Annotated in this window: 31 protein-coding genes and 1 tRNA gene; 21 read left to right on the top strand and 11 right to left on the bottom strand. The window is 68.7% G+C overall.

All coding sequences use genetic code 11. The features are described 5' to 3' along the window. Window positions 1–2 precede the first annotated feature (2 nt). The 4 genes from ACGFH6_RS38850 to ACGFH6_RS38835 all read left to right on the top strand — a co-directional run bounded on the left by ACGFH6_RS38850 (window position 3) and on the right by ACGFH6_RS38835 (window position 2,668). Window positions 3–431, top strand: coding sequence for a nucleoside deaminase (locus ACGFH6_RS38850; protein WP_393395111.1), 429 nt, complete (start codon window positions 3–5; stop codon window positions 429–431). Window positions 432–444: 13 nt separating this feature from the next. Next, window positions 445–535: transfer RNA gene (locus ACGFH6_RS38845), tRNA-Ser, on the top strand. A 96-nt stretch (window positions 536–631) separates the two neighbouring features. Next, complete coding sequence (locus ACGFH6_RS38840; RefSeq protein ID WP_393394820.1) at window positions 632–2,143, top strand: potassium/proton antiporter; 1,512 nt, start codon at window positions 632–634, stop codon at window positions 2,141–2,143. A 42-nt stretch (window positions 2,144–2,185) separates the two neighbouring features. Continuing rightward, window positions 2,186–2,668 carry a hypothetical protein gene (locus tag ACGFH6_RS38835; protein WP_393394817.1) on the top strand — a complete coding sequence of 161 codons (483 nt, stop codon included), beginning with the start codon at window positions 2,186–2,188 and terminating at the stop codon, window positions 2,666–2,668. Window positions 2,669–3,009: 341 nt separating this feature from the next. Here the strand turns inward: ACGFH6_RS38835 and ACGFH6_RS38830 are convergent, their stop codons facing one another. After that, window positions 3,010–3,573, bottom strand: a complete 564-nt coding sequence (locus tag ACGFH6_RS38830) for a LytR C-terminal domain-containing protein (RefSeq protein WP_393394814.1) — start codon at window positions 3,571–3,573, stop codon at window positions 3,010–3,012. Window positions 3,574–3,603: 30 nt separating this feature from the next. Beyond that, on the bottom strand, window positions 3,604–3,897 hold the full coding sequence (locus ACGFH6_RS38825) for a type II toxin-antitoxin system VapB family antitoxin (RefSeq protein ID WP_131365755.1): 294 nt from the start codon (window positions 3,895–3,897) through the stop codon (window positions 3,604–3,606). A gap of 159 nt (window positions 3,898–4,056) precedes the next feature. Between ACGFH6_RS38825 and ACGFH6_RS38820 the strand changes: the two genes are divergently transcribed. From ACGFH6_RS38820 to ACGFH6_RS38795, 6 genes are all read left to right on the top strand, one after another. Continuing rightward, complete coding sequence (locus ACGFH6_RS38820) at window positions 4,057–4,761, top strand: peptidoglycan-binding protein (protein ID WP_393394811.1); 705 nt, start codon at window positions 4,057–4,059, stop codon at window positions 4,759–4,761. Window positions 4,762–4,862: 101 nt separating this feature from the next. Continuing rightward, a complete protein-coding gene (locus tag ACGFH6_RS38815) occupies window positions 4,863–6,410 on the top strand; it encodes a helicase HerA-like domain-containing protein (protein WP_393394807.1) in 1,548 nt (515 codons plus the stop codon). A 202-nt stretch (window positions 6,411–6,612) separates the two neighbouring features. Further along, window positions 6,613–8,016 (top strand): diguanylate cyclase, encoded by a 1,404-nt coding sequence (locus ACGFH6_RS38810; RefSeq protein ID WP_393394804.1) that lies wholly within the window; start codon window positions 6,613–6,615, stop codon window positions 8,014–8,016. A gap of 98 nt (window positions 8,017–8,114) precedes the next feature. Beyond that, window positions 8,115–8,648 (top strand): SigE family RNA polymerase sigma factor, encoded by a 534-nt coding sequence (locus ACGFH6_RS38805; protein ID WP_131511343.1) that lies wholly within the window; start codon window positions 8,115–8,117, stop codon window positions 8,646–8,648. Then, a complete protein-coding gene (locus ACGFH6_RS38800) occupies window positions 8,645–9,553 on the top strand; it encodes a hypothetical protein (protein WP_393394800.1) in 909 nt (302 codons plus the stop codon). Before ACGFH6_RS38805 ends, ACGFH6_RS38800 begins: the two co-directional genes overlap by 4 nt. Before the next feature lie 69 nt (window positions 9,554–9,622). Continuing rightward, window positions 9,623–10,510, top strand: coding sequence for a hypothetical protein (locus tag ACGFH6_RS38795; protein ID WP_393394798.1), 888 nt, complete (start codon window positions 9,623–9,625; stop codon window positions 10,508–10,510). A gap of 92 nt (window positions 10,511–10,602) precedes the next feature. Here the strand turns inward: ACGFH6_RS38795 and ACGFH6_RS38790 are convergent, their stop codons facing one another. Next, window positions 10,603–11,799, bottom strand: a complete 1,197-nt coding sequence (locus ACGFH6_RS38790) for a hypothetical protein (protein ID WP_393394795.1) — start codon at window positions 11,797–11,799, stop codon at window positions 10,603–10,605. Window positions 11,800–11,986: 187 nt separating this feature from the next. Here ACGFH6_RS38790 and ACGFH6_RS38785 point away from each other — a divergent pair, with 187 nt between their 5' ends. Together ACGFH6_RS38785 and ACGFH6_RS38780 are read left to right on the top strand one after the other, a co-directional pair. Beyond that, window positions 11,987–12,502 (top strand): SigE family RNA polymerase sigma factor, encoded by a 516-nt coding sequence (locus tag ACGFH6_RS38785; RefSeq protein ID WP_393394792.1) that lies wholly within the window; start codon window positions 11,987–11,989, stop codon window positions 12,500–12,502. Next, the gene (locus ACGFH6_RS38780; RefSeq protein WP_393394789.1) at window positions 12,502–13,500 is read left to right on the top strand and encodes a hypothetical protein; all 999 of its coding nucleotides are present in this window, start codon (window positions 12,502–12,504) and stop codon (window positions 13,498–13,500) included. Before ACGFH6_RS38785 ends, ACGFH6_RS38780 begins: the two co-directional genes overlap by 1 nt. Window positions 13,501–13,544: 44 nt before the next feature. Here ACGFH6_RS38780 and ACGFH6_RS38775 read toward each other — a convergent pair whose 3' ends face one another. Beyond that, window positions 13,545–14,054 (bottom strand): DinB family protein, encoded by a 510-nt coding sequence (locus tag ACGFH6_RS38775; protein ID WP_393394786.1) that lies wholly within the window; start codon window positions 14,052–14,054, stop codon window positions 13,545–13,547. Beyond that, entirely contained in the window at window positions 14,051–14,845 is a 795-nt protein-coding gene (locus ACGFH6_RS38770; protein ID WP_393394783.1) for a helix-turn-helix domain-containing protein, read from the bottom strand. The genes ACGFH6_RS38775 and ACGFH6_RS38770 overlap by 4 nt, the downstream gene beginning before the upstream one ends. Window positions 14,846–14,957: 112 nt before the next feature. Between ACGFH6_RS38770 and ACGFH6_RS38765 the strand changes: the two genes are divergently transcribed. From ACGFH6_RS38765 to ACGFH6_RS38755, 3 genes are all read left to right on the top strand, one after another. Continuing rightward, window positions 14,958–15,320, top strand: a complete 363-nt coding sequence (locus ACGFH6_RS38765; RefSeq protein WP_393394780.1) for a nuclear transport factor 2 family protein — start codon at window positions 14,958–14,960, stop codon at window positions 15,318–15,320. Window positions 15,321–15,329: 9 nt separating this feature from the next. Beyond that, complete coding sequence (locus tag ACGFH6_RS38760; protein ID WP_393394777.1) at window positions 15,330–15,827, top strand: hypothetical protein; 498 nt, start codon at window positions 15,330–15,332, stop codon at window positions 15,825–15,827. 78 nt (window positions 15,828–15,905) lie between these two features. Beyond that, a complete protein-coding gene (locus ACGFH6_RS38755; RefSeq protein WP_393394774.1) occupies window positions 15,906–16,700 on the top strand; it encodes a phytanoyl-CoA dioxygenase family protein in 795 nt (264 codons plus the stop codon). On the opposite strand, the gene ACGFH6_RS38750 is transcribed toward ACGFH6_RS38755, so the two are convergent. Continuing rightward, window positions 16,644–17,501, bottom strand: a complete 858-nt coding sequence (locus tag ACGFH6_RS38750; RefSeq protein ID WP_393394771.1) for an aminoglycoside phosphotransferase family protein — start codon at window positions 17,499–17,501, stop codon at window positions 16,644–16,646. The genes ACGFH6_RS38755 and ACGFH6_RS38750 overlap by 57 nt on opposite strands. 95 nt (window positions 17,502–17,596) lie before the next feature. On the opposite strand from ACGFH6_RS38750, the gene ACGFH6_RS38745 reads away from it, so the two are divergent. Beyond that, window positions 17,597–18,397 carry a methyltransferase domain-containing protein gene (locus tag ACGFH6_RS38745; RefSeq protein WP_393394768.1) on the top strand — a complete coding sequence of 267 codons (801 nt, stop codon included), beginning with the start codon at window positions 17,597–17,599 and terminating at the stop codon, window positions 18,395–18,397. A gap of 723 nt (window positions 18,398–19,120) precedes the next feature. Here the strand turns inward: ACGFH6_RS38745 and ACGFH6_RS38740 are convergent. The 3 genes from ACGFH6_RS38740 to ACGFH6_RS38730 form a co-directional block, all read right to left on the bottom strand. Beyond that, a complete protein-coding gene (locus ACGFH6_RS38740) occupies window positions 19,121–19,435 on the bottom strand; it encodes a hypothetical protein (RefSeq protein ID WP_360436835.1) in 315 nt (104 codons plus the stop codon). Next, entirely contained in the window at window positions 19,432–19,626 is a 195-nt protein-coding gene (locus ACGFH6_RS38735) for a hypothetical protein (RefSeq protein WP_131365786.1), read from the bottom strand. The genes ACGFH6_RS38740 and ACGFH6_RS38735 overlap by 4 nt, the downstream gene beginning before the upstream one ends. Window positions 19,627–19,925: 299 nt before the next feature. Beyond that, entirely contained in the window at window positions 19,926–21,128 is a 1,203-nt protein-coding gene (locus tag ACGFH6_RS38730; protein WP_393394763.1) for an MFS transporter, read from the bottom strand. 82 nt (window positions 21,129–21,210) lie between these two features. On the opposite strand from ACGFH6_RS38730, the gene ACGFH6_RS38725 reads away from it, so the two are divergent. The 3 genes from ACGFH6_RS38725 to ACGFH6_RS38715 all read left to right on the top strand — a co-directional run bounded on the left by ACGFH6_RS38725 (window position 21,211) and on the right by ACGFH6_RS38715 (window position 22,840). Further along, window positions 21,211–21,651, top strand: a complete 441-nt coding sequence (locus ACGFH6_RS38725; protein WP_393394760.1) for a helix-turn-helix domain-containing protein — start codon at window positions 21,211–21,213, stop codon at window positions 21,649–21,651. A 9-nt stretch (window positions 21,652–21,660) separates the two neighbouring features. After that, the gene (locus ACGFH6_RS38720; RefSeq protein WP_393394757.1) at window positions 21,661–22,434 is read left to right on the top strand and encodes a GNAT family N-acetyltransferase; all 774 of its coding nucleotides are present in this window, start codon (window positions 21,661–21,663) and stop codon (window positions 22,432–22,434) included. 133 nt (window positions 22,435–22,567) lie between these two features. After that, window positions 22,568–22,840: a hypothetical protein gene (locus ACGFH6_RS38715; RefSeq protein ID WP_393394754.1), complete on the top strand. Its 273-nt coding sequence runs from the start codon at window positions 22,568–22,570 to the stop codon at window positions 22,838–22,840. Between the two features lie 5 nt (window positions 22,841–22,845). On the opposite strand, the gene ACGFH6_RS38710 is transcribed toward ACGFH6_RS38715, so the two are convergent. Further along, window positions 22,846–23,421, bottom strand: coding sequence for a TetR/AcrR family transcriptional regulator (locus tag ACGFH6_RS38710; protein WP_393394751.1), 576 nt, complete (start codon window positions 23,419–23,421; stop codon window positions 22,846–22,848). A gap of 37 nt (window positions 23,422–23,458) precedes the next feature. Here ACGFH6_RS38710 and ACGFH6_RS38705 point away from each other — a divergent pair, with 37 nt between their 5' ends. Next, window positions 23,459–23,839 carry a nuclear transport factor 2 family protein gene (locus ACGFH6_RS38705; protein ID WP_393394748.1) on the top strand — a complete coding sequence of 127 codons (381 nt, stop codon included), beginning with the start codon at window positions 23,459–23,461 and terminating at the stop codon, window positions 23,837–23,839. Then, complete coding sequence (locus tag ACGFH6_RS38700; RefSeq protein ID WP_393394745.1) at window positions 23,836–24,066, top strand: heavy-metal-associated domain-containing protein; 231 nt, start codon at window positions 23,836–23,838, stop codon at window positions 24,064–24,066. Before ACGFH6_RS38705 ends, ACGFH6_RS38700 begins: the two co-directional genes overlap by 4 nt. Here the strand turns inward: ACGFH6_RS38700 and ACGFH6_RS38695 are convergent. Continuing rightward, window positions 24,039–24,278: a hypothetical protein gene (locus ACGFH6_RS38695; RefSeq protein WP_393394742.1), complete on the bottom strand. Its 240-nt coding sequence runs from the start codon at window positions 24,276–24,278 to the stop codon at window positions 24,039–24,041. The genes ACGFH6_RS38700 and ACGFH6_RS38695 overlap by 28 nt on opposite strands. Between the last annotated feature and the right edge of the window lie 50 nt (window positions 24,279–24,328).

Raw genomic sequence — 24,328 nt, 5'->3', positions numbered from 1 at the left:
TGATGGCCCTGGCGCTGGCGGAAGGCGAGAAGGCGCTGCCCGACGTACCGATCGGGGCGATCGTGGTGGACGCCTCGGGCGAGGTGATCGGACGTGGTCACAACGAGCGCGAAGCGACCGGGGATCCGACCGCGCATGCCGAAGTACTCGCGATCCGCGAGGCCGCCCGGCACGTGGGCGAGTGGCGGCTCACCGGCTGCACTCTCGTGGTCACGCTGGAGCCCTGCACGATGTGCGCGGGCGCGGTCGTGCTGTCCCGGCTGGACCGGCTGATCTTCGCGGCGTACGACGAGAAGGCGGGCGCGGTGGGGTCGTTGTGGGACGTCGTCCGGGATCGCCGGCTGAATCATCGGCCCGAAGTGGTGGGCGGTGTGATGGCCGACGAGGCGGGCGCGCGGCTGCGCGATTTCTTCATCGGGCACAGACCTTGATAGCCTCTCCGGCGGTGGCGTGTCCGAGCGGCCGAAGGAGCGCGCCTCGAAAGCGCGTGACGGGCAACCCCCGTCCGAGGGTTCAAATCCCTCCGCCACCGCCATACCGCCCTCCGGGGTGGCTGAAGGCCGGAGACCCTGATGCTGTGTGATGCGTCAGGGTCTTCGTCTCTCGGGACCTGACGCAGCGGGGGGCCCCAATGGATGTCGCGGAGCTCGACCGGATTCTGCTGGCCGGTGCGGCCGTGCTGCTGGTCGCGATTGTCGCGGTCCGGTTGTCCGGGCGGCTCGGGCTCCCCTCGCTGCTGATCTACCTCGGGATGGGCCTGGTGCTGGGCGAGTCCGGCCCGGGACACATCCACTTCGAGGACGCGCAGCTCGCGCACGCCCTCGGGTTCGCCGCGCTGGTGGTGATCCTGACCGAGGGCGGTCTGACCACCCGGTGGAACGAAGTACGCCCGGTGATGCCACTGGGCGTCGTACTGGCGACCGTCGGCGTCGCGATCAGCGTCGGGGTGGTCGCGTGTGTCGCGCACTTCGTACTCGGGCTGGACTGGCAGTTCGCGGTCCTGCTCGGCGCGGTCACCTCACCGACCGACGCCGCGGCGGTCTTCTCCGTACTGCGTCGTGTCCCGATCAGACCGAGGTTGCGGGGTGCGCTCGAGGCCGAGTCCGGTCTGAACGACGCGCCGACGGTCTTGCTGGTCACATTGGTGAGCACGGGCGAGGTCGGCGAGAAGGGCATCTGGTACTTCACCGGTCTGGTGCTCTACGAGCTGGTCGTCGGCGCGCTGTTCGGATTCCTGATCGGTTGGATCAGCGTCGGACTGCTCCGCCGGGTCGCGCTCGGCTCGGCCGGTCTGTACCCGGTCGCGGTCCTGTCGCTCGCGTTCCTTTCGTACGCCGGTGGCGCGGTGCTGCTGCATGTGTCGGGGTTCGCGGCGGTCTACGTGACCTCGCTGATCCTCGGGCGGGCCGAGCTGCCGCACCGGCTGGCGACCCGTTCGTTCGTCGACGGGATCGCCTGGCTGGCGCAGATCGGGCTGTTCATCATGCTCGGGCTGCTCGCGTCCCCGGCCCGGATCGGGCTGGACGACCTGGTGATCGCGCTGGTGATCGGGGTCGCGGTGACCGTGGTCGGGCGGTTCGCGTCGGTCGCGGTGTCGGCGGCGCCGTTCCGGATGCCGTGGAGTGAGCAGACGTTCATCGCGTGGGCCGGCCTCCGCGGTGCGGTGCCGATCGTGCTGGCGACCATCCCGCTGGCGGCGGGCGTGCCTCAGGCGGACCGGATCTTCGATGTGGTGTTCGTGCTGGTCCTGCTGTTCACGCTGCTGCAGGGTCCGTCCCTGCCGTGGCTGGCCCGCCGGTTGAAGGTGCTCGACGAGAACGCGTCGTACGAGGTGGACATCGATGTCGCGCCGCTGGAGTCGCTCGGGGCCGACATGCTCCAGGTGCACGTACCGAGCGAGTCCCGCCTGGCCGGCGTCGAGATCGGCGAACTGCGCCTGCCCGTCGGCGTGTCCGTCTCGCTGATCATCCGCGGCGACCGAGCCTTCGTCCCCGACCGCCGTACCGTCCTCCGAGCCGGCGACTCCCTCCTCGTCGTCGCCCCCAGCCCGCTCCGCGACCAAACCGCCCGCCGCCTCCGCGCCGTCTCCCGCGCCGGCCGCCTGGCCGGCTGGTTCGGCGAACGAGGCCGCGAACAACACTGAAAGCGGCTTGCCCAGCCGTGAGTTCTGAACTACTTTTGAAGTATGCCGGAACTGCAGGAAGTGAACTTCTCCGATCTACTCCAGCGCCCGAACGAAACAGTGGAGAAGCTGAAGGCGAGCCGGAGCCGAGCGCTGCGCATCCACCGCCGCGGCTCCGAAGACGACCTCGTGCTGACAACCGCCGACCGGGCGACCGAGGAGAGCGAACTGGCGGACGTCACCGTGCGAATGCTGCGTGCGGTGATGGGCAATCCGGTGCTGCGGTCGCAGTATTTGCTCGACGTCCTGCCGCAGGTGTTTCCCTGGGTCGCGTTCCTGCCTCCGGAGGACCGGATCGGCTTCGCGCAGGAGTTGGTCGACGTGATGGACGCCAGCTTAGAGCTCGGCGTTCCGGCGCCTGTGCTCATCCTGATCGCTCAGTGGCGCAATACAGCCGAGGTCTGGGCCGACCCTGAGCTGCTCGCCATCCTCCGATCATCAGACAAGGGCGATTTCGGCCCGGTGCCCGAGCCTGCAGGCGAGTGAGTCCCGCCAAGCGCGGCGATCGGGTCGCTCCTCCCGCAGGAACCGATCACTGGGAGCTGAGGTTCTTCAGCACTCCCGCCGCCAAAGGATGGGAGGAACTGTGTCGACAGGTTCCTGGGAACACGGCGAGGGTATGGGCGGAGATCCGGGTTGAGCCGCAACCGTTTCCTCAGTCGGGCCGGCACCACCGCTTGAAGGGAACCTTGTCCACCCAGGACGGACTCGAGCAGTGGCAGTACGAGGTAACTGGTGGAGGGCGGATCTGGTATCTCGTCGACCCGGAAGTGCGGACGGTGTGGATCACGTACGCCGGGACGGGGCACCCTAAGCCGACTGGCTGATCAGTTTGGGTTTTGGCCGGAGGGGATGGGTTGGGGGGTGTGGATGACGGGGAGGCAGAGGGTGGTGTCGGGGGGCAGGGCTACGGAGGGGAGGCCTTTGGCCTTGAGGCCGGTGTAGCGGGGGCCGAGGACCAGGTCGACGGTGTGGTCGGTGCGCTCGTCGCCGATGGTCAGGGCCTTCTGGCTGAGTTGGCCGGCGATCAGGAGGAGTTCGGGCGACTTGTCGGTCGCGCCGCGGATCGCGACGACGTCGATCTTGTCGCCCTTCGGCTCGTTCGCGATCCTCGCGACGTGGAACCCGCGCTTCTTCAGTACGTCGGCCACGGCGGCCGCCGTACCCGCCTTGGCTCCACCGTTGTAGACGTTCACCACCACCTGCTTGGGCACCAGGCGGTTGTTCGGCAGCTTCTGGTCGACGCAGGTCGGCTCGGCGCTGCTGTTGATCAACGAGTTCCAGCCCCACCAGGCGCCGCCGACCAGGATCACCAGCAGTGCCACCATCGTGATCGGCGTCCGCCAATGGATCCGCGAATGCGGCCTCGGCTGTGGATGGATCGCGGTCATCGGCTCAACCCCCCGTGAGCAGGCATCTGGTCAGTCCACGACCAGTACCCGGGCATGCAGGACCAAACGCTGCTGCAGCGCGGCACGCAGGGCGCGGTGCAGGCCGTCCTCGAGGAACATCTCACCCTTCCACTCGACGACATGCGCGAACAGATCGCCGTAGAAGGTGGAGTCCTCATCGAGGAGCGCGTTCAGATCGAGGGTGCCCTTGGTGGTGACGAGCTCGTCCAGCCGCACCTGCCTCGGCGGCAGCGAAGACCAGTCCTTCGGCTGCAGGCCATGGTCCGGGTATGGGCGTTCCTCCCCGACGCGCTTGAAGATCACCCCTCGAAGTCTAGCGGGGTAAAAGGTCTTGTGAGAGGTCATGAACGTCACCGGATCAGACGGGGGTGGGGACTCAACCTTTCGGTGCCGGTGGACGTCCTATCCGGAGAGGCAGTGGTGGGCGTGGGTTCCTCGCCCACGACCAAGGGGGTGAACCGCATGCGAATTCTTTCCAAACTCGGGCTCGCCGCAGCGGCCGTGACGCTGGTCGCGGCAGGTACGGCGCTGCCGGCCGACGCGCTCACGGTGACACAGGCGAAGGCGGCTCAGACACGGCTGAACAAGCTCGGCTGCACGGCCGGGCCGGTGGACGGCAGGATCGGCGCGATGACCCAGGCGGCCACGGTCCGGTTCCAGTCCGCCAACGTCCTGAGCCAGTCCGGTGCCCTGAACAGTACGACGTACTCGCGGCTGATGGCGACGACCGCGAAACGGTGTGACGTGCGGTCGGTGCCGCGGCGGTCGGGGAGCGGGCGGCGGATCGTCATCAGCCAGACGCAGAACTGGGTGTGGCTGATCGATGCCCGCGGCAAAGTCGTCCGGCAGGGCGGGATCATCGACAACCCGTCGTACCTGCGCGCCGGGAACTACACGAGCGGCGCGAAGTGCGGGCGGGCGGCGCGGATCCGGAAGAACACCGACGGCGCGAGCCTGTACCTGAACAACTTCGTCCGGTTCGCGCCCTGCGGGATCGGGTTCCACCAGATCCCGACGTACAAGTCGAACGGGAAGCAGATCCACGCCGACTGGCTGCTCGGCACCAACTACCGCGCCTCGCACGGCTGCATCCGGGTCACAGCGTCGATGTCCGCCGCCATCTGGACCTTCGCCGCCGGAGCCACCCACGTGGTCGTCATGCGCTGACCAGCGACCGTCCTCGGGTGTGGATAACTCTCCCATCCACACCCGAGGGCACTAGCATGCGCAGCGAGTGGTTCCTTCAAATCGGGGAAAGGCACGCTGACATGGCCGAGACAGCTGATGTCGTGGAGACCGTCACGCAGGGGTACGCGTTCGAAGGGGCGGCGATCGAACTCGGCGCGCTGCTGGTCGGCGACGAGCCGAAACCGGAGGCGGCGGTCCGGATCCCGTTGGCGATGGTGAACCGGCACGGCCTGGTCGCGGGCGCGACCGGTACCGGTAAGACGAAGACCCTGCAGTTGATGGCCGAGCAGCTGTCGGCGGCCGGGGTCGCGGTGTTCGCCGCCGACATCAAGGGTGACCTGTCCGGCATCTCCCAGCCGGGCCAGGAGAGCGAGAAGCTGCTGGCCCGGACCAAGACGATCGGCCAGGAGTGGACCGCCACCGGGTTCCCGACCGAGTTCTACGCGCTCGGCGGGCAGGGCTCCGGGATCCCGATCCGGGCGACCATCACGTCGTTCGGCCCGGTGCTGCTGTCCAAGGTGCTGGGGCTGAACGACGTCCAGGAGTCGTCGCTCGGGCTGATCTTCCACTACGCCGACAAGCAGGGCCTGACGCTGCTCGACCTGAAGGACCTCCGGTCGGTCATCACCCACCTGACCAGCGACGAGGGCAAGGGCGACCTCAAGGAGCTCGGCGGGTTGTCGGCCGCGACCGCCGGGGTGATCCTGCGGTCGCTGATCGGGTTCGCCGACCAGGGTGCGGAGGCGTTCTTCGGTGAGACGGAGTTCGACACCGCGGACCTGCTGCAGCAGCGCGACGGCAAGGGCCTGATCTCGCTGCTCGAACTGCCGAACCTGCAGGACCGGCCGGCGCTGTTCTCCACCTTCTTGATGTGGCTGCTGGCCGATCTGTTCCACGACCTGCCCGAGGTCGGCGACGTCGACAAGCCGAAGCTGGTGTTCTTCTTCGACGAGGCGCACCTGCTGTTCAACGACGCGTCGAAGGCGTTCCTGGACTCGATCGCACAGACCGTTCGGCTGATCCGGTCGAAGGGGGTCGGCGTCTTCTTCGTCACCCAGACCCCCAAGGACGTGCCGGACGACGTGCTCGCCCAGCTCGGTTCGCGGGTGCAGCACCAGTTGCGGGCGCACACGCCGAACGACGCGAAGGCGCTGAAGGCGACCGTGTCGACGTTCCCGAGTTCGTCGTACGACCTGGCCGAGGTGCTGACCCAGCTCGGGATCGGCGAGGCGATCGTGACGGTGATGAACGAGAAGGGTGCGCCGACGCCGGTCGCGTGGACCCGGCTGCGGGCGCCGCTGTCGCTGATGGCGCCGGCCACGGCCGAGCAGTTGACCGCATCGGTGCAGGCGTCGCCGAACAACGCGAAGTACACCGAGGTGATCGACCGCGAGTCGGCTTACGAGACGCTCGCCGCCAAGGTGCAGGCCGGCGCCGAGCAGGCCGAGGCCGAGCGTCAGGCGGAGGAGCAGGCCAAGCCAGCACCAGAGCCGAGGCCGCGGGCGCAGAAGCAGGACAAGTCGATGGTCGAGCAGGTGATCGGCTCGTCCGCGTTCAAACAGTTCGCCCGCTCCGCCGGACGCGAGATCGTCCGGGGCCTGTTCGGCTCGGCTCGCCGCCGCCGCTGATCCTCCGGTTCGGCCGGACCGTCCGGCAGGACATTTCGAACCCGGACGGTCCAACTTCTGCTTGTCCTGTAAGGGTTTGCCGGTTTGATCCTTGATCAAACGACTGAATGGTCAGTGACGCAGCCATCGTTTCCAACTCGTCATCGGCACCGCGCCGTCGCGGATTGGGACGAGACGCTTACTCGTCGTACGGTGTGAGGTGATGGTTGCGCAGAGTAGGCGAGCGGTACGGTATTGGGCGCTGTGGACGCTGACGGTCCCGGCGTTCGTCGTTGTGGTGCTCGTCGACCTCGCGGCCATCGGGTACGCCGTCCAGGCGTTCACGGATCTGCCGAGTTGGCGCGGTGTGGACCTGGTGTTCGCGCTGACCGTGTCCGCGCTGATCTCGGTCGAGGGTGCGCGCCGCGTGGAGAACCGGCGCCGGCGGGGCGGAGCGTTGCACAAGGACCTCGCGCCGGCGTGGATGATCGCGGCCGCGCTGATCCTGCACCCGGCGCTGGCGGTCCTGGTCGCCGTCCTGCTCCGGATCTGGTGGCGGATCCGGGCCGGTAAGTGCATCCCGTACCGCTGGGCGTTCTCGACCGCGGTCCACGTGCTGGGCGTCGGCGCCGCGCACGCCACCTTCACCGCCACGCGCGACCTGACCGGAGACAGCGGTCTCGGACTCGTGGTGTCCATGGTCGCGGGGGCACTGGCTCTGGTCGCGACGGACACCGTGCTCTGCGGTCTCGCGATCTCACTGATCATCCCCGGCAGCACGTGGCGCGAGACCGTCGGCGGGATCGACGACCTGTGCACCGATGCCACGGCCGCGACGCTCGGCTGCCTGCTGGCCGCCGCGTGCCTGATCAGCCCGTGGTTCGCGTTCGTCGCCATCCCGATCACCCTCACCGCGCAGCGGGCCCTGCTGCTCGGCCAGTTGGAGTCCGAGGCACAGACGGACCCGAAGACGAACTTGAGCCGCGTCGACTGGTGGCGGCGTCGTACCGAGGAGATGCTGCGGACCGCGCGGACCCAGCGCGAGCCGATGGCGGTGCTGCTGATCGACATCGACCACTTCAAGCAGGTCAACGACCGGCATGGCCACCTGGTCGGTGACGAGGCCCTGCGCGCGGTCGCGACGATCCTGCGCAGTGCGATCCGGGCCAAGGACGTGATCGGCCGGTTCGGCGGCGAGGAGTTCGTGATCGCGCTGCCGGACACCGGTATCGACGAGGCGACAGTCACCGCGGACCGGCTCCGCAACGCGGTCGCGGCCAGTCCACTGGCCGCGATGTGCGCCGGCGTTCTCGACGACCCCGATCTGGACCCGGACACCTTTCACCTGACCATCTCCATCGGCGTCGCCGTCTACCCCGCCGACGGGGTCGATGTCGACGACCTCCTGCTCCGCGCCGACCGGGCGATGTACGCCGCCAAGGCCGCCGGCCGCAACCGGGTCCGCCTGGCTGCGGACACCCTCCCGCCCGTGCGCCTCGCGCCGCCGTCGGAGCCGCCGTCCGGCCGCTCGGCGGCTCACGTGTCCCGCCCCGACTCCCCGGTCCCCTCGCCGACTCTCTCCGGCGTACGTCAGGACCGCTCCACCTCCGCAGCCGACCGCCGCTGACGATGGGGCCGCCCGGCCCTGCTTTGCCGGAAGATTCCCAGAACCTTTCGGCGGCGTACGGCGTCCTGATGGGGTGAGGGACGGAGGACGGAGAGGGTATGCCGGGTTCGGGCAACCGGGACGACGACTTCACGGCATTCGTGCTGGCCAGATCCGCGCGGCTGATCCACTTCGCGCGGATGCTGTGCGGCGATGCCGGGCTGGCCGAGGATCTGGTGCAGACCGCGCTGGAGAAGGCGTACCTGCGCTGGGACCGGATCGAGATGGCCGACCCGTTCGGCTACGTCCGCCAGGCCGTGGTCAATCAACACCTGTCGTGGGTACGACGTCGCCCGTGGCGTGAGCGGCCGAGCGGTGACGCGGCCGAACTGGAGTCGCACCTCGGCCTGAGCGTCGCGGACCAGTCGGGCACGGTCGACCGACGGGTCGCGATCGGCGCCGCGATGTCGACGCTGAGCCGGCGCGAGCGTGCGGTCGTCGTACTGCGGTATGTCGAGGACCTGACCGAGCGGCAGACGGCGGCGGTCCTCGGGGTGGCGGTCGGCACGGTCAAGAGCGCGAACGCGCGGGCGCTCGGCAAGTTGCGGGCGGCTCCCGAGCTGAGCGGTACTTATGTAGGAGAGCGAGCATGAACGAGAAGGGCAGGCGGCCCGAGGACGAGGTCCGGGACGCACTGGCGCCCGACGGCAGCATCGAGCCGCTGGATCCGGCCCGGGTGATCGCGGGAGCGCGCCGTCGCCACAGGACTCACGTCCTCGCCACCGCGGCGGCGGCGTCGGTCGCGGTGATCGCGATCGCCACCGGTGGCTTCCTGGTCCGGGGTGACAACCTGGGCAAGGCCCCCGAGCCCGCGAACCACGGACCGACCGCACCGGTGTCGGCCCCGCACCCCACGGCCACCCACTCGCCGTCGCTCGCCGGTGTCACACCTCGCCCGCCGGCAGTGCTCCCGTCGACGAAGCGCGTGCCCGTCCCGAGTGCCAACCCGCACGTGCCCGAGACACCAGGGACATCGGCCCGGCTGACCGTCGCGAGTTGCCGAACGGCCGCGGACGGCGAACCGGGACCGGGTGGCGCGGCGAAGCTCAGAGGAACAGTGAGCGATGAAGCGGGCAGGACGATCGTGATCGCGGACAGCCGCTACTGGATGGCGTGTGACAGCACCTACGGCTCGGAGGTGTCGGCCCGCAAGCCGGCGACTCTGAAGAAGCCAGGAGTGCAGGACAACAACGCGTTCGCGGTCGCGAACAACACCGTCGACACCGTGGACGGGCAGCTGGACTACTTCTGGGCGGCCGGACTGCTGCCGAACGGTGTCGCGACCGTGCGCTACAGCTTCGCGGACGGCGAGACCGTGGATGCCGAGATCAGCAACGGCTTCTGGCTGATGCGGCACGTCTCCAGCATCCCGCCGGGTGCCCACGACCTGGGCGACCGGGTCCGAGTTCAGTTGCTCTCGGCAACAGGCGGCGTACTGAACGACGTCCGGCTCAACTGGGGCACGCAGACCTGCGCCCAGATCAGCCACGGCTGCTGAGCAGAACCTTTCGGACCGTAGGCCGCGTCCTTCAGCTCGACAAACCCCGATGTGGTGTGGAGGGCAACGATGATGGAACAGGTCCGGAACGGCCGGGTGGCCAGGATCCTGATCAGTGGACTCGCGGTCGCGGCGGTGGCCGGTGTCGCGATCGCGGGGACGGCGATGGCGCGGAACGGGCAGTCGTCGACCGACACGACGGTCGCCGGCGGCGGGCCGGCCACGCCGTCCGCCGAGCCGTCGACAGCGTCGACACCGTCGCCAAGCCTCGAGCCGACCGCTACCCCAAGCGCTCCTTCGCCAAGGGTTTCGCCGACCGCCAAGCCACCGGCCACCCCGAGCGAACAGCCGTCTGTCGCGCCGAGTGCTCCGCGGCAGATCCTGCAGACTCCAGGCGTCAAGCCGGTCGTGCCCACGCCGAAGGTCCAGGAACCGCCGGCCGATCCGGTGGCGGCGTGCAAGGGCTGGCTGAAGGATGTCGACGGGCCGGGGAGCTCCGCGAAGGTCGTCGCCCGGCTGGACGGTGCGCCGGGCAGTGTGCTGATCCTTGCCGACAGCAAGTACTGGGCCGGCTGCGACACGGCGTACGCGCGGCATGGCGGCGACGGCTCGATCCGGCAGCCCGCGAAGCTCGGTACGGCGTCCACCAGCACGGACGCGTTCGCCGTCGCGAACAACCTGATCCCGATCAAGGGCAAGGAGTACGAGTACTACTGGGCCGCCGGGCTGCTCCCCGCCGGGATCACGACGATCGCGTACACGTTCCCCGACGGCAAGACCACGAATGCCGTGATCAAGGGCGGCTACTGGGTGATGCAGCACCAGACCGCGACGCCCTGGAAGGAAGGCACGGCGCCAGCAGGGCAGATCAAGGTCACCCTGACCGGCAAGAACGGGAAGACCTTCAAGCTCGTCTGGGGCGAGCAGACCTGCGCCCAGATCAGCCACGGCTGCTGAACCCCGAACCGCCAGGCCATCACAATCACCGCCCCTCGCGCTCCGGACGGGGGCGGGTCGCGTCGGGGACGGGATTGTGATGGCCTGGGTGTTCAGCAGGCTCCGAACGTCCCGGCTGAGATGAACGCCTTGGCGACGTACATGCCGCTGTGGACGCGGAGCCAGACGTTGCTGGTGCCCTGCGACCCCGTGACGCTCTGGCCGGTGGTCTGGCATTCGACCGTCACCTGCGCGGACTTGCCCGCCATCCCGACGACCGCGCCGCTGGAGTTCGGCGAGTTGCGCACGTTCAGGTAGCCGGACGTGATCGCGACCGTGCCGCGGCCGCCGTCACCTGTCCACAGGTACGTCACGTCGACGAACCCGTTGTTCGACATCGCGAGCGCGTCCCAGAACACACCGTCGGCCAGGTCGATCCCGGCTGGGTTGGCGACCGTCCGGCCGAACTGGTCCTTCCCGCCGTTGTAGCCGTTCTGGTACGCCGCCTGTGCCTCGGGACGACCCTGCGGCAGGTCCTTCCACATCTCCCGGGTCGCGCTCGGGTTCCAGTAGTCGTCCTTGGTGTTCCACGGGCCGACGTCCCACACCGGCTCGAACGCGCACCGCGACGCCGTACAGACCTTGACCGAGTAGGTGCCGGAGCCGTTGCCGGCCAGTCCGCGCCGCGACGGCAGTGCGACGAAGTGGTCGCGGCTGATGATGACGTGCCCGTTGGCCGTCGTACCGCCGACCAGTCCTTCGCGGGTGGCGAAGACGCGCGACTGCAGCGGCGAAGCCTGGACGGTCATGCCGCTCGGGACGGCCTTGTCGGTGGGCTGGACGGTCAGGTCGCCGACCCACGGGTTCGCACCGGTCGGCGGCGCGGTCACGATGATGCGCAACTGCACCTGGTCGCTGGCACCGGGCAACGCGGTCGGCGTACCGGCCTTGGCGGAGGTCCACTCCGACCACCGGTCCTTCACCCACGCGCGTACGTCGACCTCCGCCGACGAACCGTCCGGCGTAGAGGAGGTGTAGCCGACGACGACGGCCGAGGTGGCAGTGGAGAAGCGGACCGGGGTGAGCTCGGCGAGACCCGAGCGCTGCCTGAGTTCGGTGGAGCCGATGGTGGCCGGGGCGTCGCCGAGGATGATCCGGCTGCCCTCGATCCGGACGTTGCTGGATCCGGCAGGTTGGGCCGCGACGGCGATCGGATCGGTCGAGGCGGCCGTGCTGGGCAAGGTGGCGGTAAAGATCGCCAGCGTCGCAGCCAGACCGGCGGCGAGCTTGGCACTTCGGGTGATACGCATGGGCGGGTTACCTCCGGGGCGGTGAAGGTGTGTGCCGGTCGTGAGGACCGGCTCACCCAATGTGACAAACAAACGCCACTCTTGTATAGACCGTGAATAAATTTCTTCGAAGGAGTTGGTGACAGAACAGAACCCGATCGATCACCCAGGGGGTTTGGACCGGTGTGACAGAGGCAGAGGAGAATCGATGACCCGGACCGCGGACGCCGATTTCGAGCGCTTCGTGTTGGCGCAGTCGACACCCTTGCTCCGCTTCGCGGAGATGCTGTGCGGCGATCGGCACACTGCCGAGGACCTGGTGCAGCAGGCGTTGATGCGGTCGTACCCGAAATGGCACAGGCTGAGCGGTGATCCGCTCCGCTACGTGCGCCGGGTACTGGTCAACCGGTTCCTCTCGCAGGCCCGCCGGCGCTGGAACAACGAAGTACCCAGTGACCCGGTGCAGAACGATTGGGACCAGCGAGCGGTAGCGGACTTCGCCGGGGAGGTGCAGACCAGGGAGGCCGTGCTCTCGGCCCTCGGAGGTCTGACCGTCCGGGAGAGAGCCGTCGTCGCGCTGCGCTACTCGCAGGATCTCTCCGAGGCCGAGACCGCCGAGCTGCTCGGTATGGCGGCCGGGACCGTGAAGAGCACGGCCTCCCGGGCGCTGGCCAAGCTGCGTCTGGCACCCGACCTGATCGATACCGGAGTTGGAGGAAACTGATGAGTGACGAGCAGCAGATTCGCAGCGCGCTCGACTATGAGCTGGAGCCCTGGCAGCCCGACGCAGCCGACCTGATGCGGCGCGGCAAGCGGCTGGCCTGGCTCCGCCGGGGACTGGCCGCGGCGGGCGTCACCGCCCTGGCCGGAACCGTAGCGACGGTGTCCGCCGCGGTCGGCGGACCGGCGCCGGTGAAGAACCTGCTGGCCGGCGGCGGCAAGCCGCCGGTGCCGGTGGTGGTTCCGACCGCGCAGCCGCAGGTGCCGTCGGTCGACCCGACCTGCCTGCCGGCCAAGCCGGAGCTGCCGAAGGTCACGGTGAACAAGACCATCGACCCGAACAGCTTGCCGACCGGCAAGCCGTCGTTGCCCGCGAAGCCGTCCCTGCCGAGCGTGAAGCCCTCGCTGCCCGCGAAGCCCACGCTGCCGAGCATCAAGCCGTCGCTGCCGGGCAAGCCTGGCCTCCCGACGACGAAGCCCTCGCTGCCGACCGGGAAGCCGTCGCTCCCGACGGGCAAGCCGAGCCTTCCGACGTTGCCCGCCAAGCCGACCCTGCCCGCCAAGCCGACGCTGCCTGCGAAGCCGACGCTGCCGAGCGGGAAGCCGTCGCTGCCGGCCTTGCCGAGCCTCCCGACGTCCAAGCCTTCGCTGCCGAGCGGCAAGCCGTCGTTGCCCGCGAAGCCGTCCCTGCCGAGCGTCAAGCCGTCGCTGCCGGGCAAGGGTGTCCCGACCCTGCCTGACTGCGTGAACGGCGTACCGGACGGCAAGCCGTCGGTTCCGTCGGTCCCGAAGCCGAACGTTCCGGGCAAGCCGAGCCTGCCAACCACCAAGCCGTCCCTGCCGAAGCCGGCCGTTCCGACGGTGAAGGTGTCCGGCGGTGTCACCGTCGATCCGGGTCAGCAGCCGACGATCCACCTGCCGGCCAAGCCGACGCTCCCGACCACGAAGCCGAGCCTCCCGAAGCCGAGCTTCCCCACCGGTCTCCCCTCCTCAGACCGGTAGGGCTCCCGCCGGGACACCGGCGAGTAGGCGACGGGCGGAATCACCTACTCGCCGGTGACCCCATCAACGAGTTCGCGGACGACGTCCAGTTGGCCGGTGTGCCGGGCGTACTCCTGCAGGACGTGGAAGAGGATCCAGCTCACGGTCGGGCGGTCCGCCTCACCGAACCGCCCACCGGCCGCGCCCAGGGTCGAGAGATCGACGCCGGTCACCAGTCGGCGCGTCGTCGCGCCGCCCTCGCGCAGTCTGCCGAGGAGCTCTTCGAGACTCTCGTCCGCGCCGACCGTCCAGCGGCCCTCGGGATCACCGCCCGAGTCGCCCCACGGCTCGTCGACCTGCTCACCCGCGAATCCCCAGCGCAGCCAGCGTCGCTCGACGTACACGAGATGGCGCAGCAGTTCGAGCGGCGACCAGCCGGACGGCAGCCGGCTCGACCTCAGGTCGGCGTCGCTCAGTCCCGTCAGCTTGGTCTCGACGACGCCGCGGTAGTAGTCGAGCCAGCCGAGCTGCAGCTCGATGGTGTCGCCCTCGCAGATGGGTGGTGGTTCGTTCACGCCAGCGTCCGCAGGTAGTCGGCGGTCTGGTCGTCGGCCGGGTAGAACGACTCGATCATCAGCTCGGACACCGTGACGTCGAGTGGCGTCCCGAAGGTCGCGATCATCGTCAGCAGCGACAGTTCGTGCCCGTTGTGCACGAGCCGGAACGGTACGACGACCTCGGCCGTCGCCGGTTTGACCGGCCGGTCGTTCGCGGCGTACTCGCGGAGTTCGTCGTACAGGTCCTGGAGGTCGGGGTCGGCGGTGCTGGCGACCTGGCGTTGCAGGCTTGCGAGGGCTGCGGCGCGGACCTCGGCGATGTTGCCGATCCGGCGGGCCAGGCCGTCCGGGTGCAGGGTCAGTCGCAGGGCGTTGACCGGTGCCTGCAGCAACTTCTCGTCGACGTCCGTGGTGAACAGCTGGATGCCGGCGTTGGCCTCGACGATGTTCCACCAGCGGTCGACCACGAGCGCCGGGTACGGCTCGTGCGCCTTGAGCAGGCGGCGAAGCGTCGTACGGATCGCGAGCATCGCCGGCGAGTGCAAGGACGACTCGGTGTAGATCGGTGCGTAGCCGCCGGCCAGCAGGAGCTGGTTGCGGTCCCGCAGCGGTACGTCGAGATGCTCGGCCAGCCGCAGCACCATCTCGCGGCTCGGTTTGGACCGGCCGGTCTCCACGAAACTCACGTGCCTGGTGGACACCTCCACGCGGTTCGCCAGCTCGAGCTGACTGAGCCGGCGGCGTTCCCGCCAGCCGCGCAGAAGCTCGCCCACCGGACGCTGGAACGTCTCCTCGATCGTCGCTGCCATGGTTCGACCGTAACCGGTGGCAGAGACAGCGCCATTACCTCCGACGTCATCGACCGGAGCGCGGGGCCGACGGCAAGGTTCTGGTCATCCGAACGAAACCGAGGAGAACACGATGACCAGCACGACTCTTGCCGAGCAGTACTTCGCGATGTGGAACGAGGCCGACGCGGACCGCCGGGCCGAGCTGATCGCGGGGACCTGGACCGAGGACGCGACGTTCGTCGACCCGAGCTTCGAGACGAACGGCCACGACGAGCTGAACAAGCTGGTCGGCGCCGCCCAGCAGATGTTCCCGGGCCTGTCCTTCGTCCGCATCGACGACATCGACGAGCACCACACCTACCTGCGCTGGACCTGGCACCTCAAGGCCGACGGCCAGGAGCCCGTCGCCGGCGGCACCGACATCGTCCTCCTGACCGAGGACGGCCGCATCCAGCGCCTGATCGGATTCCACGACTTCGCCCCCGCCCACTAACCTCACCGTGTGCGGAGGGGAACGAAGGTCCTGATCTGGTCGGGGGCGACGGTGGCCGGTCTCGGGGTCCTGGCGGTGTTCGGGACCGGCCTGTGGATGTACATGAATCACGATCACATCGACCAGATCGACGATCCGGTCGTGGCAGAGGCGGTCAGCAGCGCGTGCGCCACGATGACGGACAAGGTCCGCGCGGCCGTCGTACCGCCGGGGAGCTCTCCCGCGGTGCGGGTTGCGGCCATCAGGCGGCAGAACCAGGCGGTCTGGGACTTCGTGGAAGAGGTGCTCACAGTCGGCAACGAGCGCTTGGACGGGGATCTGCCGTCCAGGCGCTGGTTGCAGGACTGGGAGACGATCATGAGCCTGCGGGAGCGTGCCGCGGTGGCACTCGCGGTCGGCTCAGCGCCGTCCTTCACGATGCCTTCCGTCGAAGGGCACCCGATCGTCGAGCGGATGAATCGTACGTCGGACTGTGTGGTTCCGGTCGAGCTCACCACCTTGCCGTAGGTTTCCGGGTTGTTGCTGTTGGCAACGCTTTGGGTAATTCGGTGGCGGGAGTGGGGTGGTCGGGCGGAGCATGGGGGGATGCTCGACGCCCAGGAGCTGGAAGTTTTTGAGCGGGACGGGATCGTGAAGGTTCCCTCCGCGTTCTCGGCCGATGATGCCGATCGGATGCGCAGCGTTCTGTGGAGCGAACTGCGGACCCGGCACGGGATGGAGCGCGACGATCGTTCCACCTGGACGAACCTGCGGCCGACCAAGCTGAAGAACACCAAGACCAACCCGGTCGCGAACGCGATCCTCGGTCCGCCGCTCCGGTCGGCGCTCGACACCTTGCTCGGTGAGTGGACCAAGCCGCCGCATCAGGGCCAGGTGCTCGTCACCATGCCGACGGGCGAACCCTGGTCAGTCCCACATCGCCAGTGGCACACGGACCTCGGGTTCGAGTTGCCGCCGGACAACCTGGTGGCGGTGAAGATCTGGGCCCTGCTCAGTGATCTCGAACCCGGTGGCGGCGGCACTCCCCAGGTGGCAGGCTCCCACCGCGTGATCGCGCGGCACCTGACCACGACTTCGGAGCGGGACTTCACCACCATCCGCGACCAGGTCCTGCGATCCGATCCGTGGTTCCGCGCGCTCACCAGCGCCGATCGCTCGACAGATCCGATGGTCGAGGCCGATCTGGACGGTCTGCCGGTGCGCGTTGTCGAGCTCACCGGCCGCGCGGGCGACGTCTACATCACCCACCCGTGGATCCTGCACTCGATCGCCACCAACGCGAACGACACCCCGCGGATGATGCGCAGCCGGTTCATCTGGCGGTCAGAACGCGGCGACCAGGCGGGCGCAGCGAACGGGGTCCTCGGTCAGACCGACTGACAGCCCCCAGAGCCAGTAGTCGACCGTACGGAAGACGACCCAGTCACGAGCCCGGTCGCGCTCCAGGCCGGCCTCGCCGACAGCCGTGTCGAAGTGCGGAACGATGTCGACCATCTCGTCGAGCCGGGTCCACAGCACCCGCGCGAGGTCGTACTCGATATCGCCGCGCAGCAACACCGGATCGACCGTCAGCCACGGCTCGCGCCTGCCTGCGAGCACCTGGTCCGAATGCAGATCCCCGTTGACCGCGAGCTCGGACGTCGTCTCGGCCAGCTTCGGTGCCACGTCCAGCGCCTGCCGCAGAATGCCGACGTCGAACGGCCGACCGAGTCGCTCCCACTCCGGCTCGAGCTGACTCGAGCGCCGAGCCACGATCTCCGCGGTCGACGGCGCATCGTCCGGTGCCGGCACCGCGAGCCGCCGCATCAGTTGTCCCAGTACGGCGACCGCTTCCGCGACCGGTCGGGTCGTCAACGGCGTCGACAACCGCTCCAGCAGCATCGCACCGGCGTCGAGATCGGCGTCGTACAGCATGACCATCCCGCGCCCGTCCCACCACCGCAGCGCTCGCGCCTGCTCCTCGACTTCGGGTCCGGGCGGGTTCATCCGCAGGACGAACTCCTCGCCGCCTCGCGTCACCGGCACGACCAGCGCGTTCGAGCCGTACGCGACGTCTCCGTCGACCTCCAAGCCCCACCGCTCGGTCTGCTTGTCGACCGCCTGAGCCAGACCGTCCAGCCACGCCGAGCCGTCGCTCCACCATCGCGGCATCCGCCGGAATCCCTCGGGTACGTCGATCACCCGGCCAAGGTAGTGCGATCTCACCTGGAGCGCGTCCGAATTACGTACCGCGTGGAGTCTCCCCGCGATGGCAGGTCGCGGTTGATGATGAAGGTATGGGCGGAGAGACCGGCGTGAACGGGTTGCAGTTCGATCCTGAAGTGTCGCGGCAGATGGAGACGATGTACACGACTCCGGACGTAATCGAGCAGCGACGGGTGGTGCGGACCGCGCTGGCCCTGCGGCCGGGAGACCGGGTGCTGGACGTCGGCGTCGGGCCGGGGCTCCTGGCCGAGGAGATGGCGGCCGAGGTCGGGCCGAGCGGGCGGATCTGCGGGATCGACATCAGCGACAGCATGCTCGCGATCGCTCGCGCTCGCGCCGAGGTGCCCGGCGGGCCAGGGATCGAACTCGAACTGGCGCCCGCGGACCGGATCCCGCACGCCTCGGAAAGCTTCGACGTGGTCGTCTCCACCCAGGTCTTCGAGTACATCGACGAAGTCCCGAGCGCCTTGGACGAGGTACGCCGCGTGCTGCGTCCCGCGGGCCGCGTCGTCCTGCTGGACACCGACTGGGGTTCGGTGGTGTGGCGGTCGACCGACGACGTCCGGATGGGCCGGGTGCTGACGGCGTTCGAGGACCATCTCGCGGATCCGCATCTGCCCCGGACGCTGGCCGGCGTACTGGACAAGGCCGGTTTCACCGTCACCCACCGGCAGGTGGTGCCGATCCTGAACGCGGGGTACGACCAGCACACCTACAGCGCCGGCCTGATCGACATCGTCGGCGACTTCGTGCCCGGTCATGGTGAGGTCACGGCCGAGGAGGCCCAGGCATGGGCCGATGACCTGCGCTCGCTCGGCGCAGGCTACTTCTTCAGTCTGAACCGCTACCTGTTCGTCGCATCGGCTCTCTGAGGGCTCCGACTCGGCGGGCGCGCCTGGGAGCACGCCCGCCGGGGCCGGTCGTTCTCCCGCCCCTCAGTGGGAGAACTCGCGGCTCGGTGAACTCCACCCATGCCCGAATGGCGCTGACCGAACCGCGGGACCACCTACAGGTACCCCATCTCCGCCGTACGCACACGTCGAGGCACGCGGCCGTGCCGAAACTTCACGTTCTTCAAACCTTCGGCCGCAGGAACCGACCCCACCGCCGCCTACGCTGTACGGCGAGTTCCGCGCGCCGCCCGGTCGCGGAACGTCCGGGGGAAGGACACAGCACCATGTCAGAGCTCTTCGACGACGAGTTGAGCGACGCCGACCTGGATCGGCTCGAGGCGCTCGGGGCCGCGGAGGACGCGGACCTGATCCTCGGCCCGGCCAGTGAGGAAGACGATGCCTGAGGCAAGGATCGTCTGGCGCGGCAAGCAGTTGAACAAGCGGACCGTGGCGATGGCCGAGGCCGCGGAGAATCCATCCCACCGCGACCTTCTACCCGGCCGTCGCCGACCTGATGAAGCGCTACGGCTACACGATCGTCGCCTGATCGGGCCGACCATCGACAAGGCCCCACCGGTAGCAGCCGGTGGGGCCTTGGTGGTCCACTACCGCCCGGGCATTCCCGGTGCAGCTGTGGAGGTGGAGAGCGGAACCGACGCCGATGCAGGGGTCAAGACGTCAGCTCCGCTTGCCTGTGTGGAGTTATCTCGAGTCGGCCGCCCAGACATGTGCCTGGTGGAACTCGAGGTGTTGCTGCGTCGCCGCCGGAGTGCCGACCGTGCCGAGGTGGTTCATCGTCGGTACGACGACCGCGTGGACGCCGGACCGCTTCACCTCTTCGAGCAGTGCGTGAAAGGCGGTGGACTCGGCCGCGTCGCGCTCGGTGTAGACCGTCCCGAGGGTGTATCCCTCGGCACTGGCGAAGGCGACGAGTGAATCCGTCGCCGCGGCCAGCTCCTCCGCGCAACTGAGCGCGTCGGCCCGGACGTAGCCGAGAAGCGTCGGCCGGGTCGTCATCGCCCCGGCTCCGCCGTACTGTCGACCAGCACCGGCTCGCTGGTCACCCGGAGGGACGCGAACCGCCGCCGCATTGCTTCCTCGTACTGCGCTGCCTGCTCCACCGCGGCCGTGTGGTCCGCGATCGGGTGAGCGCCGAACCAGACCCGCACCCGGCGGTGCGAGGCGGGGGATTCGAGCGTCTCGGTCATCTTCGTTCCTCGTGGTGAGTCGATCCGTGGCGGCGAACGGCTTTGTCCGCTGCTGAGTAAAGAACACCTCACCGCGCGTGCCCTCCGGAACAGTTTCGAAGGGACCTTTACAGACACCTAACGCAGAGTAGGGAAACCTTCGAATCCGCTGGTCAGAGCCGTCGGGAAGGGCTCTCCGAGCGGGCCGGAATGGCTGTCAAGAATGGTTGCAGGAATGTGCCGATAACGATTTGGCAGCTATCACTTTTCGAGCCCGGTCGAATTGTTGGATGTCCTGCTGACCGTTTGCGACCACCCGCTTACGCACCGGTATGCGTCCGGGTGAAATGCGCCGGATGACGCGGTACGGCGACCAGCGTCAGCGGTGCCGCGAGGACCGCGAACGCCGCCAGCAGATTGAGGGTCAGCGGGAGATCGAGGAGCAGTGTCACCGCCGGAGCGGCGAGTGCACCGACGAGCAGAGCCAAGGAGTCCGCCGCGAAGAAGAGTGCGCCGATGCGGCCGAGCACGGCCGGTGGTGCGGTGCGCTGGATCGCGGTCTGCGCGGTGATCAGCAGCACGCTGCCCGGGAGGCCGATCAGTACGGCGGCGGCGATCGCCCAAGGGACGTTCGGGGCGTTGAAGAGAGCGAAGAAGGCGGCGGCGGTCGCGAACTGGGTGACGGCGAGGATGTCGCGGATGCTCAGCCAGGTCTGGACTCTGGTGCTCAAGGCCGCACCGAGCAGATAGCCGGCGCCGAGCCCCGAGATCAGATAGCCGAGCACATAGCCGGGTGCGTGCAGGCGGTCGACGGTGAAGGGGACGAGCAGGGCGGTCAGGCCGGCGTTCGCGGTCAGGAAGATCGTCTGGCCGAGCAGGATCCCGCGCAGTACTCGGTTGCGGGCGACGTACTGGAAACCGGCGAGCGGGCTGTCGCTGATGCTCGAGGTGGTCGGGTGGCGATGGGTGCGGACCGTCGCGATGACCGCAGCGGAGACGAGATAGCTGGCGATGTCGACGGCGAGGACGAACTTGATGCCGGGACCGGCGAGGAGAACGGCGCCGAGCGGTGGGGCGGCCAGGCGGATCGCGCTGCCTGTGAAGGCATTCAGCGCGTTCGCCGCCGCGAGTTCGTCGCCGGTGCCGACGACGGCGGGAAGCAAAGCCCGCGAGGCCGGGCGGAACACCATCGTGGCGACATTCTCGCCGAGGATCGCCAGATAGATCGGCCAGAGGCGATCCGTGTCGGCGAACAGAATCAGTGCGACCGCGGCGGCGCTGACCAGATCCGCGATCCACATCGCGCGGGTGAGATCCCAGCGGTCGAGCAACGCCCCCGCCCATGGCCCGAGGACGAGCGCGGGGAGTGCCTCCAGGGCGAGCGCGAGGCCAGTCGCGACCGTGGAGCCGGTCAGGTCGAACACATAGAACGGGATGGCGACGATCAGCAACCACGAGCCGATGCCGGACACACCCCCGCTGATCCACAGTCGGCGGAAATCACGGTTCCCCAGAGTCCTCATGGAGCGAGACGCTATCTTGTGAAGATAGATTCAAGCAAGAGTGTTTTCTCAGAATATGTCCCCTGGGAATAGAGTGGCGGGCGTGGAACTGGGTGAAGTCCTCCGTGAGCGTCGCAAGGCGGCCGGCCGCACGATCGCGTCGGTCGCCGTCGACGCCGGTCTGTCCGTGCCGTACATCGCCAACCTGGAGAACGGTCGCGGCAATCCCACGGTCTCCGCGCTCGACCGGCTGGCCACCGCTCTGGGTGCCCGGCTCGAGGTCGGCATCGCCGACGAGCCGCTGGTGGAGCCGCCCTCGATCGGCGCCGAGTTGCTGAGCGGGTCTGATCGGTCCGCGCAGGTCGTCAACACTCTTGCCGCCGCTCAGTCCCGATCCCGGCCCGCCGTTCGGGCCGAGGTGATCCGGACTCTCGATGCGCTGGCCGGGGCGCTGGGGCGCGCGCCGGCGGAGGCCGATCTCGGCCGGCTGCTGGATCTCCTGCTGCTGGCAGAAACCGGGTCGAGTGGGACGGGCGCACCGTAGGGTCCGATCATGGACATTGGGGCGCGGATCGCGCGGGCGCAGTTGGCGGGTCGGGCGGCATCGCGGCGGCAGATCGTCGCGGGACCCTTGACCGGACTGCTGCACGACGACGACACCTGGTACCTGTCGGGGATGGTCGCCACCGAACCCGGTGAGCCTTTCGATCAGGACGCCGTACCGGAGGCGCTGGCGATCATTCGCCGGGCGTTCGCGGCCGAGGGACGGTGGCTGAGCGCCGAGTTGATCGAGGAGGCCAGTCCCGGCCTGGCCGACGTACTCGAGGCCAACGGGATGACGGTCGCCTCGCGGCCGCCACTGCTGGTCGTGGAGCCGGCCGACCTTCTGGAACCCGACCTGTCGGACGTCGTCATGTCCGTGGTGAGTTCCGAGGAGGAGCAGGCTGAGGCGAACGCCGTTTCCGTCGAGGCCTACGAGTCCGAGGACGCCGCGGTCGCCTTCGAGCCCGATCCCGCGGACGGCGGATGGATCCTGCTGCGCGTCGACGGCGTTCCCGTGGCGAGTGCGTCCTGGGGCGCTGTCTCGGACGGCGTCACCGAGATCGCCGGTGTCGGCACGATCCACAGTCATCGCCGCCGGGGCCTCGGCGCGATCGCGACGGCGTACGCGACCCGGCAGTCCTTCGAGTTGGGCGGCGCCACCCTCGCCTGGCTCACTCCCGGCGACGACGGCGCGGACCGCATCTACCGCCGCCTCAGCTTCACGCCCAGGGCCACCGCCGTGCACCTCGGCGACCCCGGCGGCCACCTCGCCGATCTCCGCTGATCCGCGATGCAACCTCGATGGCTCCCGGCTCCGTACTGAGGGGGCAAGGGAGAGCGGAGGGCGACGGTGGATCGGGACCAGGAGTACGTCGAGTTCGTCGAAGCGTCGAGTGCGTCGTTGCGGCGGACGGCGGGTGTTCGACGACGGGTTCGCGCAGTTCGGGATCGGCTACGACCAGGGATGCACCGGGTGCGAGACGAAGTACTACGACGGATTCGGGCGAGTGGCCTCGAACATCGCGAGGATCCGGATCGCACCGGCAGGCAGCCGCAACGTCCATGACATCACGGTCAAGGACGGCTGGTACGCACTGTCCTGGTTCGACCCGGACCCGCACGGCACTGGCAAGTACACGCTCACGGCGTACGACAAGGCGGGTGCTGTGCTGAAGACCGTCCACAACTGACGGCGTCAGCCTGGCTGCAGGAGGCGTACGGCGCTGGCTCGGAGGGCGGCGGTGGCTTTCCGGGCCGGCAGCCGGTTGGCGGCTACTGCCTCGCCCGCCGTGTGGCCGAGGGCGATGAGTGCCGCGACCAGCCAGCTGAGCGGGAGGTCGCGGGTGATCTCGCCGGCGCGCTGACCGCGGCGGATCAGCCGTTCGAGCCGTTCCACCACCGGATCGTGGCGCTCGTCCTGGCCGGCGGACTGAGGAAGGTGAAGGAGCAACGGGTGTTTCTCGAAGCTCCGCCAGCCGACGTCGATCAGGTCGAGCAGTGTGTCCAGTGCCGGTCCGTGGCCGAGATCGAGAGCGTCGATCGCCGCCATCGTCTCCCGGTTGAGTTCGTCGATGACGGCGTCGAGCAGGACGTCGCGGGACGCGAAGTGGGCGTAGACGGTCTGCCGGGTGACGCCGGCGGCCGAAGCGACGGCTTCCATCCCCGCGTCGGGCCGCTCGTCCAGCAGCGTGATGGCGGCCGTCAGGATCGCGGTCCGGCTCCGATCCGCGTCCGCACGGCGCCTGCGTCGTACCGGCTCTTTGTTTGACACCTTGTCAAGATTAGTGGATGCGCTTATGTTTGACAGCATGTCAGAGTTAAGCGCACGAGAGTTCGTCGCGGACTTCTTCGACTCGTTCACGCGCGAGGTCGTGGCGCGCGGTGACGCGGAGGCGGCGGTGGATCGCTACTACACGCCCGACGTGGAGCAGACCGCCGACGGTGTCACGCTGGACCGGCAGCGGCTCGTCGCGCACCTGCGCCCGATCCGGAAGAACCTGCTGACCTGGGAGTACGACGTTCACGAGGCGATCCGGACCGCCGACCGGCTGGCGGCGCGGTTCACGATCCATGCCCGGTTGCGACAGGGCCGGACGATCTCGACCGAGGTCTACCTGTTCGGGGAACTCGCGCCCGACGGCCGGATGCGCCGTACGACGCAAGCGACCCGGGATGTGACCGCTCGATGAGCACGCAGACGTTCCGGGTGCTGGGGATGAGCTGCGGTCACTGTGTGAACTTCGTGACCGACGAGCTGAAGACGTTGCCTGGTGTGGTTTCCGTGCTGGTCGATCTGCCGACGGAGGCCGTCACCGTCACCAGCGATCAGGCCCTCCAGCCGGCCGCCATCCGAACTGCGGTGGAGGCGGCCGGCTACGAGCTCGCGGATCAGGCACCGCTGACGTACAAGCGGTAGAAGCTGAGCGGCCAGGCGTGGAACTCGTATTCGCACCAGGCGCCGGTGGAGCCGTCCCGGATCTGTGCCGCGCGCGCCTCGCACGCGTCGTAGGTGGTGAAGGTCTCGTTGGTCGGTCCCGCGGATGCGGTCAGCGGAGCGCTCACGAAGAACCCGGCCGCGGCGAGCGCGGCCACTCCGGTCATGATCAGTCTTCTCTTGGCTCTGGTCATTTCATCGACACTAGGCAGAAAGGGGCCGACGGCACCGACCTTTCGGTGCT

Source organism: Kribbella sp. NPDC049227, from assembly GCF_043197265.1.
GTDB lineage: Bacteria > Actinomycetota > Actinomycetes > Propionibacteriales > Kribbellaceae > Kribbella.
This window is presented reverse-complemented; position numbering and strand designations above follow the sequence as displayed.